At 60.1% G+C, this 16,670-nt stretch carries 13 protein-coding genes; 9 read left to right on the top strand and 4 right to left on the bottom strand.

What is annotated here, in order from left to right:
• Positions 1-149: 149 nt before the first annotated feature.
• On the bottom strand, positions 150-2,951 hold the full coding sequence (gene polA / locus KMP13_RS05095) for a DNA polymerase I (RefSeq protein WP_215264477.1): 2,802 nt from the start codon (positions 2,949-2,951) through the stop codon (positions 150-152).
• A gap of 37 nt (positions 2,952-2,988) precedes the next feature.
• Between polA and KMP13_RS05100 the strand changes: the two genes are divergently transcribed.
• Positions 2,989-3,543 (top strand): hypothetical protein, encoded by a 555-nt coding sequence (locus tag KMP13_RS05100; protein WP_215264478.1) that lies wholly within the window; start codon positions 2,989-2,991, stop codon positions 3,541-3,543.
• Between the two features lie 156 nt (positions 3,544-3,699).
• On the opposite strand, the gene KMP13_RS05105 is transcribed toward KMP13_RS05100, so the two are convergent.
• Positions 3,700-3,882, bottom strand: coding sequence for a zinc-finger domain-containing protein (locus KMP13_RS05105; RefSeq protein WP_215264479.1), 183 nt, complete (start codon positions 3,880-3,882; stop codon positions 3,700-3,702).
• A 71-nt stretch (positions 3,883-3,953) separates the two neighbouring features.
• Between KMP13_RS05105 and KMP13_RS05110 the strand changes: the two genes are divergently transcribed.
• The 8 genes from KMP13_RS05110 (at position 3,954) to KMP13_RS05145 (ending at position 15,442) form a co-directional block, all read left to right on the top strand.
• Positions 3,954-4,886 carry an ABC transporter ATP-binding protein gene (locus tag KMP13_RS05110; protein ID WP_215264480.1) on the top strand — a complete coding sequence of 311 codons (933 nt, stop codon included), beginning with the start codon at positions 3,954-3,956 and terminating at the stop codon, positions 4,884-4,886.
• A gap of 228 nt (positions 4,887-5,114) precedes the next feature.
• Positions 5,115-6,389 (top strand): NAD(P)/FAD-dependent oxidoreductase, encoded by a 1,275-nt coding sequence (locus KMP13_RS05115; RefSeq protein WP_215264481.1) that lies wholly within the window; start codon positions 5,115-5,117, stop codon positions 6,387-6,389.
• A gap of 65 nt (positions 6,390-6,454) precedes the next feature.
• A complete protein-coding gene (locus tag KMP13_RS05120) occupies positions 6,455-9,376 on the top strand; it encodes an error-prone DNA polymerase (protein ID WP_215264677.1) in 2,922 nt (973 codons plus the stop codon).
• A 142-nt stretch (positions 9,377-9,518) separates the two neighbouring features.
• Positions 9,519-11,039, top strand: a complete 1,521-nt coding sequence (gpmI, locus tag KMP13_RS05125; RefSeq protein ID WP_215264482.1) for a 2,3-bisphosphoglycerate-independent phosphoglycerate mutase — start codon at positions 9,519-9,521, stop codon at positions 11,037-11,039.
• Positions 11,036-12,178, top strand: coding sequence for a murein hydrolase activator EnvC family protein (locus KMP13_RS05130; protein ID WP_215264483.1), 1,143 nt, complete (start codon positions 11,036-11,038; stop codon positions 12,176-12,178). Before gpmI ends, KMP13_RS05130 begins: the two co-directional genes overlap by 4 nt.
• Before the next feature lie 5 nt (positions 12,179-12,183).
• Positions 12,184-13,518, top strand: coding sequence for a S41 family peptidase (locus KMP13_RS05135; RefSeq protein WP_215264484.1), 1,335 nt, complete (start codon positions 12,184-12,186; stop codon positions 13,516-13,518).
• Between the two features lie 119 nt (positions 13,519-13,637).
• On the top strand, positions 13,638-14,702 hold the full coding sequence (locus tag KMP13_RS05140; RefSeq protein WP_215264485.1) for a bifunctional transcriptional activator/DNA repair enzyme AdaA: 1,065 nt from the start codon (positions 13,638-13,640) through the stop codon (positions 14,700-14,702).
• Positions 14,699-15,442, top strand: a complete 744-nt coding sequence (locus KMP13_RS05145) for an isocitrate lyase/PEP mutase family protein (protein ID WP_215264486.1) — start codon at positions 14,699-14,701, stop codon at positions 15,440-15,442. The genes KMP13_RS05140 and KMP13_RS05145 overlap by 4 nt, the downstream gene beginning before the upstream one ends.
• Before the next feature lie 6 nt (positions 15,443-15,448).
• On the opposite strand, the gene KMP13_RS05150 is transcribed toward KMP13_RS05145, so the two are convergent.
• On the bottom strand, positions 15,449-15,826 hold the full coding sequence (locus tag KMP13_RS05150; RefSeq protein ID WP_215264487.1) for a hypothetical protein: 378 nt from the start codon (positions 15,824-15,826) through the stop codon (positions 15,449-15,451).
• Positions 15,827-15,852: 26 nt separating this feature from the next.
• Complete coding sequence (locus tag KMP13_RS05155) at positions 15,853-16,614, bottom strand: DUF6478 family protein (RefSeq protein WP_215264488.1); 762 nt, start codon at positions 16,612-16,614, stop codon at positions 15,853-15,855.
• Between the last annotated feature and the right edge of the window lie 56 nt (positions 16,615-16,670).

The raw sequence follows: 16,670 nt of genomic DNA on the forward strand, positions 1-16,670 counted from the left end.
TAAACAGCAACATACCTAATAACGCGCGTAGCACCGCGCATCGCGCGGTGCTACGCCCAACTGCACAGCGTCGCTCCGTCAGGAGGGATGCGGTGTAGGCGGGAGCCTTTGCTGCACGGACCCCTTCGTCAACAATCCGCGCGACGGTATCAGTGGGCTTCGGCCCAGTTCCGCCCTTGGCCCGCTTCCACAACCAGTTTCACGTTTAGATGCACCGCCGGATCTGCTGCCGTCTCCATCACCTTTTTTGCCACCGAGATGGTTTCCTCGACGGCGGCCTCGGGCACTTCGAACAACAATTCATCGTGCACCTGCAACAGCATCCGCGCAGGCAGATGGGAGATGGCTTCTGGCATACGCACCATGGCGCGGCGGATCACATCGGCGGCCGTGCCTTGGATCGGCGCGTTGATCGCGGCGCGTTTGGCAAAGCCCGCCTTTGGCCCTTTGGCGGCAATCTCGGGCGTGTGGATCTTGCGGCCAAACAGGGTCTGCACATAGCCGTGCTCCTTGGCAAACTCCACCGTGCTGTCCATATAGGCGCGAATACCGGGGAACCGTTCAAAGTAGCGATCGATAAAACCCTGCGCCTCTTTGCGCGGGATGCGCAGATTGCGCGCCAGACCAAAGCCGGAAATGCCGTAAATCACACCAAAGTTGATCGCCTTGGCCTGTCGGCGAATGTCTGGCGTCATCTCATCCAGCGGCACGTCAAACATCTCGCTTGCGGTCATGGCGTGAATGTCTTGCCCCGCATCAAAGGCCGCCTTCAGCGCATCAATCCCCGCCACATGCGCCAGAATGCGCAATTCGATCTGGGAATAGTCAAGCGACAACAGTACATTTCCGGGTTCCGCCACAAAGGCCTCGCGGATGCGGCGTCCTTCTTCGCTGCGCACGGGGATGTTTTGCAGGTTCGGATCGCTGGACGCCATCCGGCCGGTGTTGGCCCCGGTCTGCAAATAAGAGGTATGCACCCGGCCGGTATCGGAATTGATATGATCCTGCAGCGCGTCCGTATAGGTCGACTTCAGCTTGGACAGCTGCCGCCAATCCAGCACCCGACCGGGCATGTCGTGTTCGGTTGCCAGATCTTCCAGAATATCCGCGCCGGTGGAATATTTACCGTTCTTGCCGCGTTTGCCACCCGGCAGCGCCATCTTGTCAAACAGGATCTCGCCCAGCTGCGCCGGGGAGCCCACATTAAACGTCTCCCCCGCCAGCTCGTGAATTTCCGCCTCAAGCCCGGCCATCTTTTGGGCAAAAGAATTGGACATCCGGCTCAAGGTTTCGCGGTCGACCTTGATACCGTGCATCTCCATCTGCGCCAGCACCGGGATCAGCGGGCGTTCCAGCGTTTCATAGACTGTTGTGACCTGACGCTGGTGCAGTTTTGGTTTGAACTGCTGCCACAATCGCAGGGTGATATCAGCGTCTTCGGCGGCATAGGCCGTGGCCTCATCAATCGCAACCTTGTCAAATGTGATCGCGGATTTGCCCACGCCCAACAGGGGTTTGATCGGGATTGGCGTATGGTCCAAGTAACGTTCAGACAAAGTATCCATGCCGTGCCCGTGCTCACCACCATGCAGCGCATAGGACATCAGCATGGTGTCATCCACAGGTCCGACCGCGACGCCGTAGCGAGTAAAAATCTTGGCGTCATACTTCATGTTCTGGCCGATTTTCAGGATCGCCGGATCCTCGAGCACAAGTTTCAGCAACGCCAGTGCGTCCTCCAGTGGCATCTGCCCGTCGGCCAGACCTTCGCCGCCAAACAGATCATCGCCGCCGGTCTTGTGGGTTAGCGGGATGTAGCAGGCGCTGCCGGCCTCAACACACAGCGATATGCCCACCAGATCCACGACCATCTCATCCAGGCCGGTGGTTTCGGTGTCCACAGCAACCCAGCCGCGCGTATAGATCTGGTCGATCCATTTTTGCAGCGCCGCGCCGTCACGCACGCATTCGTATTTTTCAGCGTCAAACGGCACAGCCTCTGGCGCTGCGGCGGCGGCTTCTGGGGCCGCGACGCTTGCAATCACCGGAGCTTCCAGACCCAGCTGGTTTGCCATCCGTTTTGTCAGGGTGGTGAATTCCATTTCGGCCAGGAATTGCAACAGCACCTCCGGTTCCGGATCTTTCACCTCAAGATCGGCGATGGTGAAATCCAGATCCATGTCGCAATCCAGCTGCACCAGCTTCTTGGACATTTCAATCTGGTCGCGTTTTTCGATCAAAGTCTGGCGGCGTTTGGGTTGCTTGATCTCTTCGGCGCGATCCAACAGCTCTTCGAGCGAACCGAAGTCATTGATCAACAGCGCCGCCGTCTTGATCCCAATCCCGGGCGCGCCGGGGACGTTATCCACGCTATCGCCAGCCAGCGCCTGCACATCAACAACACGCTCGGGGCCGACGCCGAATTTTTCGTGCACGCCGTCGCGGTCGATGCGTTTGTTTTTCATCGCATCCAGCATCTCAACCCCGTCGCCGACCAGCTGCATCAGGTCTTTGTCCGAGCTGATGATGGTACAACGCCCACCGGCGTCACGGGCCTGACAGGCGAGCGTGGCGATAATATCGTCGGCCTCGAACCCTTCGACTTCCTTGCAGGCGATGTTGAAGGCGCGGGTGGCATCGCGGGTCAGCGGGAACTGCGGGCGCAGATCTTCGGGCGCCGGCGGGCGGTTGGCCTTGTAGAGATCATACATCTCGTTACGGAATGTCTTGCCGGAGTGGTCAAAGATCACAGCTACGTGCGTAGGGGCGTCTGGGCCCGTGTTACTCTCGACATAGCGCTGCAGCATATTGCAGAATCCAGAAACCGCACCAATCGGCAGCCCATCAGATTTCCGCGTCAAGGGGGGGAGCGCATGATAAGCCCTGAAAATGAATGCAGAACCGTCGATAAGATGCAGATGACAGCCCTTGCCGAATTCAGTATTGCTCATGACATTCTTCTCCAAGCTTCGTTGAGTGTTTACTGACATGTTCCGCTTTGTTCTTCCAGTCGCTCTTTTGCTCCTGACCGTTTCTATGGGCACTGCCGCCCGCACAGAGGCATCGACGACCTCTGCCATTCAGGGCCAAACCACCCCGTCCGACCTGCAAGCCGCGCAACCCCCATGCCCGCGTTCAAAGGGTGAAAAGCGGGCCTGCATGCGGGTTTTGGCCTGTATCGGCGACAAAGGCGTGTTTTTTGACGGGCAGGCTCGCGGCGATGGGGTTGGCATCATTCTGGGTCACACCAGCGAAGGCGTGCAATGTTCCGGCCATTGGAGCGATGTTGACGGAACAGACATCCGTGGCGAGGGACGCGCGCGTCTCAAATGCACCGACGGGTCCCGGTTTCATCTGGTCTACGACGGGCGCGACACCCGCGACGGAACGCAAATCGGCGTCGGCAAAGACAGCCAAGGCCGCATGATTCGTGCCTGGACCGGCGACGATGTCGTGCATTTTTTCGAAGATAAGGACCACAAATCCACGTTGAAATGTGGCGATCGGATGGTGCCGTTAGGCGAGACGGCGTCAATCGATTGATTTCTGTGCGGTCTGCAAACTGGCCTGATGCGTTTTCTTGTAACAACCGGCGCGAACAAGGCCCGGTTCAATTGAACATCCAGCTCACAATAACACGCCCAAAACAAAACGCGCCCACATCGCTGGGGCGCGTTTCAAACGGTTAAACGGTAGGTTTTACGCCGCTTTGTCTGCGTGATCCTTGTGGATGTATTTGCAGTCGCAATAAGGGCATTCCACAAATCCCGCGTCCGTGGGGATTTGCAGGTAGACGCGCGGATGGCCTAATGCGCCTTCGCTGCCGTCGCATGAGATGCGGTAGCTATCTACGATCTTGGTTTCAGGCGCTTCGATGCTCATCGCTGGCGGTCCTCTTGATTTTCATATACGCGCATTTATGAGCCAAGGCAAAACCGGGGGCAAGGGCTGGGATGAGCGAAGATGCAATCCGTCTGGAAGCAGTGCGGAAAACCTACAACGGGCGCAAAGGTCAGCCCGAGAAACACGCGTTACAGGGCATCGATCTGTCCATTCCGCGCGGGTCGGTCTTTGGTCTGTTGGGGCCCAACGGTGCCGGGAAATCCACCTTGATCAATATCTTGGCCGGACTGGTTCTGAAAACCAGCGGCAAAGTGTCGATCTGGGGTTTTGATCAGGACGCAAGCCCGCGCCAGTCTCGTGCCGCCATTGGCGTCATGCCCCAAGAGCTGAACCTCGATCCCTTCTTCACCCCACGCGGCGCATTGGAAGTGCAGGCAGGCCTGTATGGCGTGCCCAAATCCGACCGCCGCAGTGATGAGATTCTGCGGATGATCGGCCTGGAAGACAAAGCCGAAGCCTATGCCCGGACCCTCTCTGGCGGTATGCGGCGGCGTCTGCTGTTGGGCAAGGCGCTGGTGCATCGGCCCAATATTTTGGTGTTGGATGAACCCACGGCCGGCGTCGATATCGAACTGCGCCAGATGCTGTGGGACAATATTCGCAAGCTGAATGCGCAAGGCATGACCATCATCCTCACCACACATTACTTGGAAGAGGCCGAGGAAATGTGCGACGAGATTGCGATCATCAATCAGGGATCGGTTGTGGCACGCGACACCACCAGCAATCTGCTTGGCCGTCTGGATGGGCGCGCGATGGTGGTTCACCCTGCCACTCCGGTCACCACCTTACCCCAAGGCGACGGGATCGAGGCTGAGTTGCGCGGTGACGGCGCCGTTGTCCTGCGCTACCGCAGCCAGGCCACCACCGCCGAAGCCGTCCTGGAAGCGGTGCGGGCCGCCGGTATTTCGATCCGCGACGTCAAAACCGAAGAAGCAGATCTTGAGGATGTCTTCCTCTCTCTGACCTCCTCGGCGGCTTAGGCGTTGCAGTAGCTGCGCACGCCGCGGTATTAATATTTTAGCATATTAAACAATAAGATAGGTTTCTCTGCGAAACCTATGTGGGCCGTCCTGTGGTGCGAAATTGAGCATTTTGGCGGCCTGCACTCTGGACCGTGGTGCAAAAACGTCCTGATATTCAGAAAACGTATTTCCAGTGCTGTCACACTGTGCCTAACTGGCCGGTGACGATATTTGGATCGCTTCACTATGGCTTTTGAACACACTGAAAACCTCTGGCGGTCGACGCGCAGCGAAACCTGCGACAGTGCACAGTTGACGGGTGAGGTGGCGGCAGATCTGGTGATCATCGGCGGCGGCTTTACCGGATGCGCCGCCGCACTCGAGGCCGCAGGCCAGGACGCATCCGTGGTGCTGCTTGAGGCGCAGACGATCGGCCACGGTGGGTCGGGTCGCAATGTCGGTCTGGTCAACGCAGGTCTCTGGTTGCCCCCGGACGCGGTGATCGCCGCGCTTGGCGACGGTCCGGGCCGCCACCTGATCGAGGTTCTGTCTGAGGCCCCATCGCAGGTGTTCGACCTGATCGCGCGCCACGATATCTCATGCGAGGCCACCCGGAACGGCACTCTACATCTGGCGCACGCGGCCTCCGGTCTGCGCGACCTGCAAAATCGACACCGCCAAGGCAATCAATTCGGCGCACCTCTCCAGCTGTTGGACACGGCAGAGACCGCGCGCCGGACCGGATCCGACATTTATCACGGCGCGCTGTTTGATCCGCGCGCAGGAACGGTTCAGCCCTTGTCCTATTGCACCGGACTGGCACGCGCCGCGCAACAGGCCGGCGCGCAGATTTACACCGGATCAGCGGTCACCCGGCTTTCGCGGGATAGCGGTCAATGGCGGGTTCAAACCGCCCAAGGTAGTGTCGCGGCCAAAGCGGTCCTGCTGGCGACAAATGCCTATTTCGACGGGTTCAACAGCCCCTACGCACCCGCCTTTGTACCCGTCTCCTACAGCCAATTCGCCACCCACCCTCTGCCGCTTGCGCAGCGTGAACGGATTTTGACAGGCGGCGAAGGATGTTGGGACACCGCCCTTGTCATGTCGTCCCTCCGGCTGGATCAATCTGGCCGCCTGATCGTCGGCGGTATCGGCAATGCCAGGGGCCCGACGGGCTCTGTTCACAAGCAATGGGCCACACGAAAACTGGCGCAGATCTTTCCGGACCTGGCGAATCTGTCGTTTGAACATCGCTGGCGTGGTCAGATCGCGATGACCGGAGACCATATCCCCAAGATCGTAGAATTCGGCCCGGATGCCTTTGCGGTGTTTGGCTATTCGGGACGCGGCATTGGGCCGGGTACGGTCTTTGGAACTTGTGCGGCCAAGGCATTGCTTGCAGGCGATAAAGCCGCCTTGCCCATCGCCGCGCAACAGGACCATTGTGAAGCTTTCACAGGGCTACGTGGCGCCTATTACGAGGCCGGATCGACGTTGGCGCATCTGGTTTCTGCGCGGTAATTCCCCCGTTTCACAGCGGACTCGCAATGGGAACAAAAGGGGAATATCATATCTCTGCCATGCCCATGTTCGCCGAATTCGCCTGTCTGTCCAATTTCACCTTTCTCACCGGAGCCGCGCATCCGGAGGAGTATATCACCCGTGCGCTAACCATCGGCGTGGCGGCATTGGCGATTGCGGATGTGAACTCGGTCGCGGGGATCGTGCGGGCCCATGCTGAAGCGGCGGATATTGCCCGCCGGGTGCGGGAACGTCAGGCCTGGGATCAAGCCAACACGCCGATTGGCCCGCCATGTCCGGCTGATCTGCCACGCAGCGGCAACAGTTTCCCGGTCTATGATGTGCCACGCTTGATCCCGGCGGCGCGGCTGGAGTTTGTGGACGCGCCGCCGGTCATTGCCCTGCCGCAGACCCGACATGGTTGGAGCAATCTGACCCGGCTTCTGTCTGCGGGGCGGCTGCGGGCGCAAAAAGGCAGCTGTACCCTCCACCTGGCGGATCTGATGGAGTTTGCACAAGATCTCCACCTGATCCTGGTGCCACAGGCGGAAGGCATGCCCGGCGGCGCGGGCGGGTGGGGGCCGCATATGGACGGGTTGACGCGCCGCTTTGGTGGGCGGATGCATCTGATGATGGCGCCGCATTATGATGGGGCGGATCCGGCGCGGTTTGCTGCATTGACCGACATGGCGGCGCAATTGGGGCTGCCCACATTGGCCGGCGCTGCGCCGCGCATGCATCATGGGCGGCGGCGGCGGTTGGCGGATGTTTTATCGGCCATACGCCTGGGGCGCCGGGTGGACAAGCTGGGCCGTGCCGCGTTGGCCAATGGCGAACAGCGCCTGCGGTCTGCGGCTGAAATGCTACGTCTGTTCAAAGGGTTCGAGGATGCGGTCCATCGCACCGCGGATCTGGCCGCTGCGCTGAATTTTTCCCTCAATGAGCTGCGCTATGATTATCCAAGCGAGGCCGAGGGCGAGACCCCGACCGAGCGGTTGCGCCGTCTTGCCGAAGAAGGCCTGCGCTGGCGTTACCCGGCAGGGGCCACGAAAAAGGTGCGCGCCATGTTGGAACATGAACTCGCCCTGATCAAAAAGCTGAACTATGAGCCCTATTTCCTGACGGTGCGCGATATCGTCCATTTTGCCCGTTCCCGCGATATTCTGTGTCAGGGGCGGGGGTCTGCGGCCAATTCGGTGGTGTGTTTCTGTCTGGGCGTCACCTCGGTCAGTCCCGAGATGGGCACGATGGTGTTTGAACGTTTTGTCAGCGAGGCACGCGACGAACCCCCTGATATTGATGTAGATTTTGAACATGAACGCCGTGAGGAAGTGATCCAGTGGATCTACCAACGCTATGGGCGCGAACGGGCGGGCCTGTGTGCGACGGTGATCCATTATCGCGGCAAACGCGCCATCCGCGAAGTGGGGCGCGCGATGGGGTTGAGCGAGGATACGATCGCGGCCATGTCATCCCAGCTCTGGGGGTTTTACGCCAGCTCTGCCGTGACTGAGGAGCGGTTGCGCGAAATCGGACTGGATCCCAATGACCGCCGTCTGCGCCAGACCCTGGCTCTGGTCGAGGAGCTGATCGGCTTTCCCCGCCACCTGTCCCAGCATGTGGGCGGTTTTATCATCACACAAGGCAGGCTGGACGAACTGGTGCCGCTTGAAAACGCCACGATGGAGGGGCGCACGGTCATCTGCTGGGATAAGGATGACATCGAAACCCTGGGCATCCTCAAGGTCGACGTGCTGTCGCTGGGCATGCTGACCTGCATCCGCAAGGCCTTTGATTTGATGCGACAGCATCACCAGCTGGATTATACGTTGGCGACGCTGCCGCCCGAGGATCCGGCGGTTTATGATATGTTGTGCAAGGCCGACAGTATTGGCGTGTTTCAGGTGGAGAGCCGGGCGCAGATGAATTTTCTGCCCCGGATGCGCCCGCGCCATTTCTATGATCTGGTGATTGAGGTGGCGATTATCCGGCCCGGCCCGATCCAGGGCGATATGGTCCACCCCTATATTCGCCGTCGCAACGGTGAGGAGCCGGTTGATTTCCCGTCCGATGCCCTGGGTGAGGTTCTGGGCAAGACGCTGGGCGTGCCTCTGTTTCAGGAACAGGCGATGCAGATTGCCATGGTGGGCGCGGGCTTTACGCCGGAACAGGCGGACCGGCTGCGCCGCTCGCTTGCGACGTTCAAAAAACACGGCAATGTCAGTGAGTTCCGCAGTCTGTTCCTGCGGGGGATGGCGCAGAACGGTTATGATGCGGCGTTCTCGGAGCGGTGTTTTTCCCAGATCGAGGGGTTCGGCTCATATGGGTTTCCCGAAAGCCATGCGGCGAGTTTTGCGCTGCTGGTCTATGCCTCGGCCTGGATCAAATGCCACCACCCGGGCATTTTTGCCTGTGCGTTGTTGAATGCGCAGCCGATGGGGTTTTATGCGCCGGCCCAGATCGTTCGCGATGCCCGTGAACACGGGGTCGAGGTGCGGCCCATCTGTGTGAACCAGTCTTATTGGGACAATGTGATGGAGCCGGACGGGCGCGGCGGGCTGGCGCTGCGTCTTGGATTTCGCCAGATCAAAGGCCTGTCGGATGAAGATGCCAGCTGGCTGACGGCTGCGCGCGGCAATGGCTATCACGAGGTGGCGGATGTCTGGCGCAAGGCGGGGCTGTTGCCGCCGGTGATTGCACGGCTGGCCGAGGCGGATGCATTTGCCTCCTTGGGGATGACCCGGCGCGAGGCCCTGTGGGCGGCCAAGGCGATCACCGCCAAACGTCCTTTGCCGTTGTTTGAACGGGAGCTGGAGGGGGAGCTGATCCAGGAACCGGCCGCAGATCTGCCGCGTATGACATTGGGGGAGGAGGTGGTCGAGGATTACGTGGCCATGCGGCTGAGCCTCAAGGCGCATCCGGTGGCGTTGCTGCGTCCCCTGCTGACCCCGCCCCAGGGAGGGAGCTTGGATAAAAAAGACCCATGAGGCCGCGCTATACGCAAAAGTTGAACGCAGGCATCGCTGTGCGGCCGCGAAGGTGGTTTGCCAAAGGCGTGCAAGTCTGTAGAAGGCATATGACCGAAGAAATAAGCCCTTTTTGGGGGCAAGGCAGCGCCGGAGCGAATTGATGAGTACACCCAAACCTGTTGTTCTTTGCATTCTGGATGGTTGGGGCAGCGCCACGCCCGGTGACGCCAATGCACCCTATCTGGCGCAGACCCCGACGTTAGATGTGATCGCCAAAACCTGCCCGATGGCCGAGTTGATCACCCATGGTCCCGACGTGGGCCTGCCAACCGGGCAGATGGGCAATTCCGAAGTTGGACACACCAATATTGGGGCCGGCCGGGTGGTGGCGATGGATCTGGGTCAGATTGATCTGGCGGTCGAGGATGGCTCGTTCTTTGACAACGCGGCTTTGCAGGCGTTCATCGCCACGCTGAAAGAGACCGGCGGTGCCGCGCATCTGATGGGGCTGGTCTCGGACGGGGGCGTGCATGGTCATGTGACCCATATCCTGGCCGCGATCAAAGCCATTCGTGACGCAGGCGTGCCGGTCTATCTGCATGCGGTGACCGATGGTCGCGATGTTGCGCCAAAATCCGCGCTGGGCTATGTCGCTGCATTGGAAGAGAAAATGGCCGAGGGTGCCAAGATCGCCACGGTGACGGGTCGCTATTTCGCCATGGACCGTGACAACCGCTGGGAGCGGGTGAGCCAAGCCTATGACGCGATGATCAATGGCAAAGGTCAGCAGACCGAAGCCACAGCCACCGCAGCGGTTGAGGCCTCTTATGGGCGCGACGAGCTGGATGAATTTGTCAAAGCCACCGTGGTTGGTGACTATGCGGGTGTGCAGGACGGGGATGGTTTCTTTTGCCTGAATTTCCGCGCCGACCGCGCCCGTGAGATCCTGCGCGCCATTGGTGAGGCGGATTTTGCCGAGTTTGACACTGGCCTGCGGCCCAAATTTGCAGGTCTCTTGGGCATGGTCGAATATTCCGACGGCCATAACGCCTATATGACCACGACCTATCCCAAGCGGAAGATTGTCAACACGCTGGGGGCTTGGGTCTCCAAACAGGGCAAGCGTCAGTTCCGTCTGGCCGAGACTGAGAAATACCCGCATGTGACCTTCTTCCTGAATGGCGGGGTCGAGACGCCTTATGAGGGCGAAGATCGGTTCATGCCGAAATCGCCCAAGGTTGCGACCTATGACCTGCAGCCCGAGATGTCGGCACCGGAAGTCACTGAAAAATTAGTCGAAGCGATCGCGACGGGGTATGATCTGATTGTCACCAACTACGCCAATCCCGATATGGTCGGCCACACCGGTGATCTGCAGGCCGCGATCAAGGCATGCGAGGCCGTCGATCAAGGGCTTGCACAGGTTGTGGCCGCGCTTGAGGCTGCGGGTGGTGCGATGATTGTCACCGCTGACCACGGCAATTGCGAACAGATGCTGGATCCGGAAACCGGTGGCGTTCACACCGCCCATACCACCAATCTGGTGCCGGTGGCGCTGGTGGGGGGACCGGAAGGGGCGACATTGAAAAACGGACGGCTCGCCGATCTGGCGCCTACGCTTTTGGATCTGATGGGGCTGGAACAACCGGCTGAGATGACCGGGGAGAGCCTGCTGAAATGATCCGGCGCGTCGCGCGATCTACTGTTTTGGGGCTGGCCTTGTTGGGGGCGTCGCCTCTTGCTGCGCAGGAACCTGCGTCGGCCGCACAGGCGGCTGCTGCGCGGCTGGAGGCTGCGGGCACCCAGATGCGCGATGCAGCGGGCGCGCGCGATCGGGTCAAGGCGTTGACGGAAACGGTTCAGGCCTATGAGGACGGGTTGGCGGCGATGCGCGATGGTCTGCGCCGGGTGGCCCGTCGCGAAACCGCGCTGAGCGCACAGCTGAAGGCGCGCGAAGGCGAAGTGGCGGATCTGCTGGGAATTTTGCAGACGATTGAGACCTCGGAACCGCCGGTGTTGATGTTGCATCCCGCAGGCCCGTTGGGGGCGGCGCGGTCAGCGATGATGCTGGCCGAGGTTACGCCCGGTCTGCAGGCGCGGGTCAATGCGCTGAAAAACGATCTGAACGAGGTGCAGACCCTGCGCATCCTACAACAAAGCGCGCTGGGCACCCTGCAAGAGGGCTTGCAAGGGGTGCAGACAGCCCGCAGCGCCTTGTCGGCGGCCATTGCGGATCGCACCGATTTGCCAAAACGGTTCACCGAAGATCCGGTGCGCACCGCGATCTTGATCTCATCGACGGAAACACTGACAGGATTTGCCAGCGGATTGGCCGAGATTGCGGGTGGAGAGATTGCTGCGGATACCAGTGATATCAGCGATCGCCGTGGTGAATTGGACATGCCGGTGCAGGGCTTGCTGCTGCGCGGTTATGGGCAGCGGGACGCGGCGGGCATTGCACGTCCCGGTATGTTGGTGGCCACCCGTCCTCGCGCATTGGTCGAATCGCCGACTGCCGCCACCATCCGGTATCGCGGCCCGTTGCTGGATCTGGGCAATGTGGTGATCCTGGAACCGCAGCCCGATACGCTGTTTGTGTTTTCCGGCCTGGCCGAAGTGTTTGGCGAGACCGGGCAGGTGATCCCAGAGGGCACGCCCGTTGGTTTGATGGGCGGTCAAACGCCGCAGGCGGATGCTATTTTGTCACTAAGCGGTGAAGGGGCTGGAACTGATCGTTCAGAAACGCTCTATATAGAAGTGAGAATGGACAATAGCCCGGTGGACCCCGAAACCTGGTTCGAAACCGGCAAGAATGGATGACGTTCATGAAGAAAATCGCGATGGCCGCAATTGGCGGCACGCTGGCAGGTATTGTGGCAACCGGATATGTAACGGGGCCGCTGCTGGCACAGGAGGGCGCGCGCGAAACAAGCGTCTATGAGCAGCTGGATCTTTTTGGTGACATTTTTGAGCGCATTCGCGTGCAATATGTTGAAGAGGTCGAAGACAAGGAACTGATCGAGGCTGCCATTTCCGGCATGCTGCAGTCGTTGGACCCGCATTCGTCTTATCTGTCGCCCGATGATGCGGCGGCGATGCGGGTGCAGACCCGTGGCGAATTTGGCGGTCTGGGGATCGAAGTCACTCAGGAAGAGGGCTTTGTCAAAGTTGTCTCTCCGATTGACGGCACCCCTGCTGAGGAAGCCGGCATTGAGGCGGGTGATTTCATCACCCATGTGGACAACGAAAGCGTTCTGGGCCTGTCGCTGGACGAGGCGGTGGGTCTGATGCGCGGCCCGGTTGGCTCCGAGATCGTGATCACCGTGGTGCGTGAAGGGGCGGATGAACCCTTTGACGTGTCGATCATTCGCGACACCATCACGTTGACCGCAGTGCGTGCCCGCACCGAAGGCAAGACCGCGGTTCTGCGCGTCACCACGTTTAACGACCAGACCTATGACAATCTGGCGGCTGGCCTTGAAAAGCAGATCGACGAAGCAGGCGGTGTTGAAAACATCGAAGGCATCGTGCTGGATCTGCGCAACAACCCCGGTGGTCTGTTGAACCAGGCGATCAAAGTGTCGGATGCCTTCCTCGACAAAGGTGAGATCGTGTCGACCCGTGGTCGCAACCCGGAAGACGGCGAACGGTTCAACGCAACACCCGGTGATCTGGCGAAGGATCTGCCGATGGTGGTTTTGATCAACGGTGGTTCTGCGTCCGCGTCCGAGATTGTGGCCGGCGCGCTGCAAGATCATCACCGCGCGATTGTTGTAGGCACCAAATCCTTTGGTAAGGGGTCGGTTCAGACCGTGATGCCTTTGCGTGGTAGCGGCGCGATGCGTCTGACCACTGCGCGTTATTACACGCCGTCGGGTCGTTCGATCCAGGCGCTGGGTGTGAGCCCGGACATCATTGTCGAACAGCCCCGCCGCGATCCCAACGCCGAGGAAGAGGAGGAGACAACAAACCGTTTCCAACGTTCCGAGGCCGATCTGCGTGGCAGCTTGAACAATGACAGCCTAAGCGAGGATGAAATCCGCCAGATCGAAGAAGATCGCGCCAAGGCCGAAGCCGCAGCCGAGCTGCGCGAGCAGGACTACCAGCTGGCCTATGCCATCGACATCCTGAAAGGCCTGTCGAAACTGGCTCCGAACTGATTTCAGGTTCTAAATAAATGCCAAGGCCGTCCCTTTTGGGGCGGCTTTTTGTGTGGGCTTCCAAATTACTTGCCCGAATTGCGGCGTCACCTGCCACGGCAATGGAGTAGGGTGAGGCCATGATGTTTGAGCTTCCTGATTCCAAAACACTGTACCGGGCCTTGTTGGACCGCGATGACAGCTACGAGGGGCGCGCCTGGGTTGGGGTGACCTCAACCGGGATATTTTGCCGCCTGTCCTGCACGGCGAAAAAGCCCAAGTTTGAAAATTGCCGCTTCTACCCGTCGGTTGGGGCCTGTATCGACGCGGGCTTTCGCGCCTGCAAACGCTGCCGCCCGCTGCACCAGGCGGCGGGAGATGATCCGATTGTGACGCCCCTGCTGGCGGCGCTGGACCGCGAACCCACGCGGCGATGGCGCGAGGGGGATATTGTGGCGATGGGGTTTGATCCGTCAAACGTGCGCCGGGTGTTCAAGCGCCAGTTTGCGGTGACGTTCCTGGAAATGGCCCGTCAACGGCGTCTGCGCGAAGGGTTCACCACGCTCAAAGAGGGCGAGTCGGTGATTGCGGCCCAGATCGATGCCGGGTTTGACAGCGCCAGCGCCTTTCGCGCGGGTTTTGGGCGACGGATCGGGCTGGCGCCGGGGCAGTTCCGCAGCGGTGCCTTGATGCGGGCGGATTGGATCGACACGCCTTTGGGGACGATGGTGGCGATTGCCTGCGCGCACCGCTTGCATCTGTTGGAGTTCTTTGATCGCAAGGCGCTGCCAACCGAGGTGAAGCGCCTGCAGGAGCGCCAACCGGGTGGGCTGGGCTTTGGCCGCACAGCCGTGACAGAGCAGCTGAAAAGCGAGCTGGATCAATATTTTGCGGGACAGCGGTCGCGGTTTGAAACGCCCTGCGCCCTGCATGGGACTGCGTTTGAACAAGAGGTCTGGCAAGCCCTGCGTGAGGTTCCGGCCGGCCAGACTCGCAGCTATGGCGATCTGGCGCAGGAAATGAACCGACCAAGCGCCACCCGTGCTGTCGCGCGGGCCAATGGCAAAAATCAGATTGCGATTCTGATCCCCTGCCACCGGGTGATTGGGGCTGACGGCAATTTGACTGGTTATGGCGGTGGGATCTGGCGTAAACGTCGTCTGATTGAAGTGGAAGCAAATTATAGTGAAAGATTATCCGCATGACCTATGAGACCCGTGCCAAAAGCTTTGCCGCATTGCATCAACCGGGCGATCCGGTGGTGCTGTATAACATTTGGGATGCGGGCAGCGCGCGCGCCATTGCCGCTGCCGGGGCCAAGGCGATTGCCACCGGTAGCCATCCGTTGGCCACGTCGCAAGGGTATGAAGACGGTGAGACCATTCCCCTGGATCGCCTGCTGGAAACCGCGACGCAGATTGTCAGTGCAACCGAGCTGCCGGTGACCATCGATTTCGAGGGCGGCTATGTGCGCGAACCCGAGCAGTTGACCAAAAACGTGACGCGACTGGCCGCGACCGGCGCCATTGGACTGAATTTCGAGGATCAGGTCGTAGGCACGGCGCAGCTCTACTCCGTGGCCGAACAGGCCAGTCGGGTGACGGCCGTGCGGGCGGCCAATGCGCATATCTTTGTCAATGCGCGCACCGATCTGTTTCTAAAGGAAAAAGACGCCAGCAGACACGCCGCCCTGATGCCTGAGGCGCTGGAGCGCGCGGCGGCCTATGCCGAGGCGGGCGGCAGCGGTTTCTTTGTGCCGGGTCTGCGGGATCTGGATCTGTTGGCGCGGATCTGTTCTGAAAGCCCGCTGCCGGTGAACGCGTTTATGCGCGGCATCACGGTTGAGGACGCCCGCCAGGTAGGTGCCGCGCGTGCCAGTTTCGGCCCGATCCCGTATGCGCTGTTGATGCAGGCGCTGGCGGAACAGTTTCAGGCGCTGAAGTAACCCGCCTTAGGCGGTGTCGCGGCAGTGACGGCGGAAGGCACGTTTTAACATGTCGAGTTCTGCACGCAGCAGCTCGATCTCGGCGCGGATGTCGTCGCTGGCGGGATCGCCGCCGATCAGGGTGAATTCACCCAGTTTGACCTCGTCCATCGTGTCAAAGATCACAAAGGTCTGCACCCCTTCGCACACCGCATGGACGGGGACCCGGATGGAGAGGTTCCAGACGTTGGCGCGCTCCCCTTCGGTCAGGGAGATGTCTTCGAGCACCGTGTCGAACAAGCGGACCTCAACCATAGGGCGGCCGCCATAGGTGGGTTTGCCTTCGATGCGACCTTCCCACAGGCCATTGCGGAACCGGGTTTTGCTGAGCGTCAGATCTGTCATCGGGTCTCTCTCCGTCTCAGAGTGCATCACAGGGCGGCGCGGGGCAGGCGCAGGAACGTCAGATCGCGCAGGATCACCTGGTTCAGGTCGGGCGCTTCAAAGATCAGATCCAGCCACAGCTTTTCGATGCGTTTTTCATTCAGGTGGGAATAGGCGAGGTCAAATTCGACCATCTGGTCTTTTTGATCGGAGGACAGTTCACGCACCAATTGTTCTGTGTTTGGCCCGTGTTGAATGTTCAGGCGGGCAAAGATTTCAATAGGTTGCTCGCTCTCAATCAGGCCGTTGACGCGGATCAGATGTTGTTTGGCCAAACCGTGTGCGGCGGCGGCGGGCAGTTCCACAACCAGACTGAGGAAGGAGCCGTCGAATTTGAACACATCCATCCGCAGCCCAAAAGGGGCCAGATCGGATTCGCGGCTGTTGCGCAGTTGGCGCAGCGTGATCTCGGACGAGGCGCAGTCGTGAAACATCTGCACCTCAGAACCCAGACGCGCCTTGGTCTGAACCGAGGACAGGCCGGGGGTGGCCAGCGGACCACGCCAAAGCTCGGGACGCCAGGACCAGTCGGTGCCATGGGGTTTGGGAAAGGCAGAGGAGCCGATTTGCGGCAGGGCAAGCCGACCTTCGCCAATATGGACCACCCGGTCCAGATGCTGGCGCAGACGGCGGGCCTGGTTCAATTGGCCACGCAAGGTTCCCAGCGGTGTTTTTGGTGCGTTCTTTGCGGCTTTGCGCCAGAACTGCCACGCCCGACGGTGGAGCACCCGGTCTAACAACTGACCCATTTAACCCTCGATATGCCTATTACTATCTGACTTTTGCCAGAGCTTTGGACTGCAAT

The sequence above is a fragment of the Epibacterium ulvae genome, from assembly GCF_018678075.1.
GTDB lineage: Bacteria > Pseudomonadota > Alphaproteobacteria > Rhodobacterales > Rhodobacteraceae > Epibacterium > Epibacterium ulvae_A.

Excerpts from the sequence above, each read along its gene's own strand:
- polA (WP_215264477.1), bottom strand. The coding sequence starts at position 2,951 with ATGAGCAATACTGAATTCGGCAAGGGCTGTCATCTGCATCTTATCGAC.
- KMP13_RS05135 (WP_215264484.1), top strand. The coding sequence starts at position 12,184 with ATGAAGAAAATCGCGATGGCCGCAATTGGCGGCACGCTGGCAGGTATT.
- KMP13_RS05100 (WP_215264478.1), top strand. The coding sequence starts at position 2,989 with ATGTTCCGCTTTGTTCTTCCAGTCGCTCTTTTGCTCCTGACCGTTTCT.
- KMP13_RS05120 (WP_215264677.1), top strand. The coding sequence starts at position 6,455 with ATGTTCGCCGAATTCGCCTGTCTGTCCAATTTCACCTTTCTCACCGGA.
- KMP13_RS05130 (WP_215264483.1), top strand. The coding sequence starts at position 11,036 with ATGATCCGGCGCGTCGCGCGATCTACTGTTTTGGGGCTGGCCTTGTTG.
- gpmI (WP_215264482.1), top strand. The coding sequence starts at position 9,519 with ATGAGTACACCCAAACCTGTTGTTCTTTGCATTCTGGATGGTTGGGGC.
- KMP13_RS05150 (WP_215264487.1), bottom strand. The coding sequence starts at position 15,826 with ATGACAGATCTGACGCTCAGCAAAACCCGGTTCCGCAATGGCCTGTGG.
- KMP13_RS05105 (WP_215264479.1), bottom strand. The coding sequence starts at position 3,882 with ATGAGCATCGAAGCGCCTGAAACCAAGATCGTAGATAGCTACCGCATC.
- KMP13_RS05145 (WP_215264486.1), top strand. The coding sequence starts at position 14,699 with ATGACCTATGAGACCCGTGCCAAAAGCTTTGCCGCATTGCATCAACCG.
- KMP13_RS05110 (WP_215264480.1), top strand. The coding sequence starts at position 3,954 with ATGAGCGAAGATGCAATCCGTCTGGAAGCAGTGCGGAAAACCTACAAC.
- KMP13_RS05140 (WP_215264485.1), top strand. The coding sequence starts at position 13,638 with ATGATGTTTGAGCTTCCTGATTCCAAAACACTGTACCGGGCCTTGTTG.
- KMP13_RS05155 (WP_215264488.1), bottom strand. The coding sequence starts at position 16,614 with ATGGGTCAGTTGTTAGACCGGGTGCTCCACCGTCGGGCGTGGCAGTTC.
- KMP13_RS05115 (WP_215264481.1), top strand. The coding sequence starts at position 5,115 with ATGGCTTTTGAACACACTGAAAACCTCTGGCGGTCGACGCGCAGCGAA.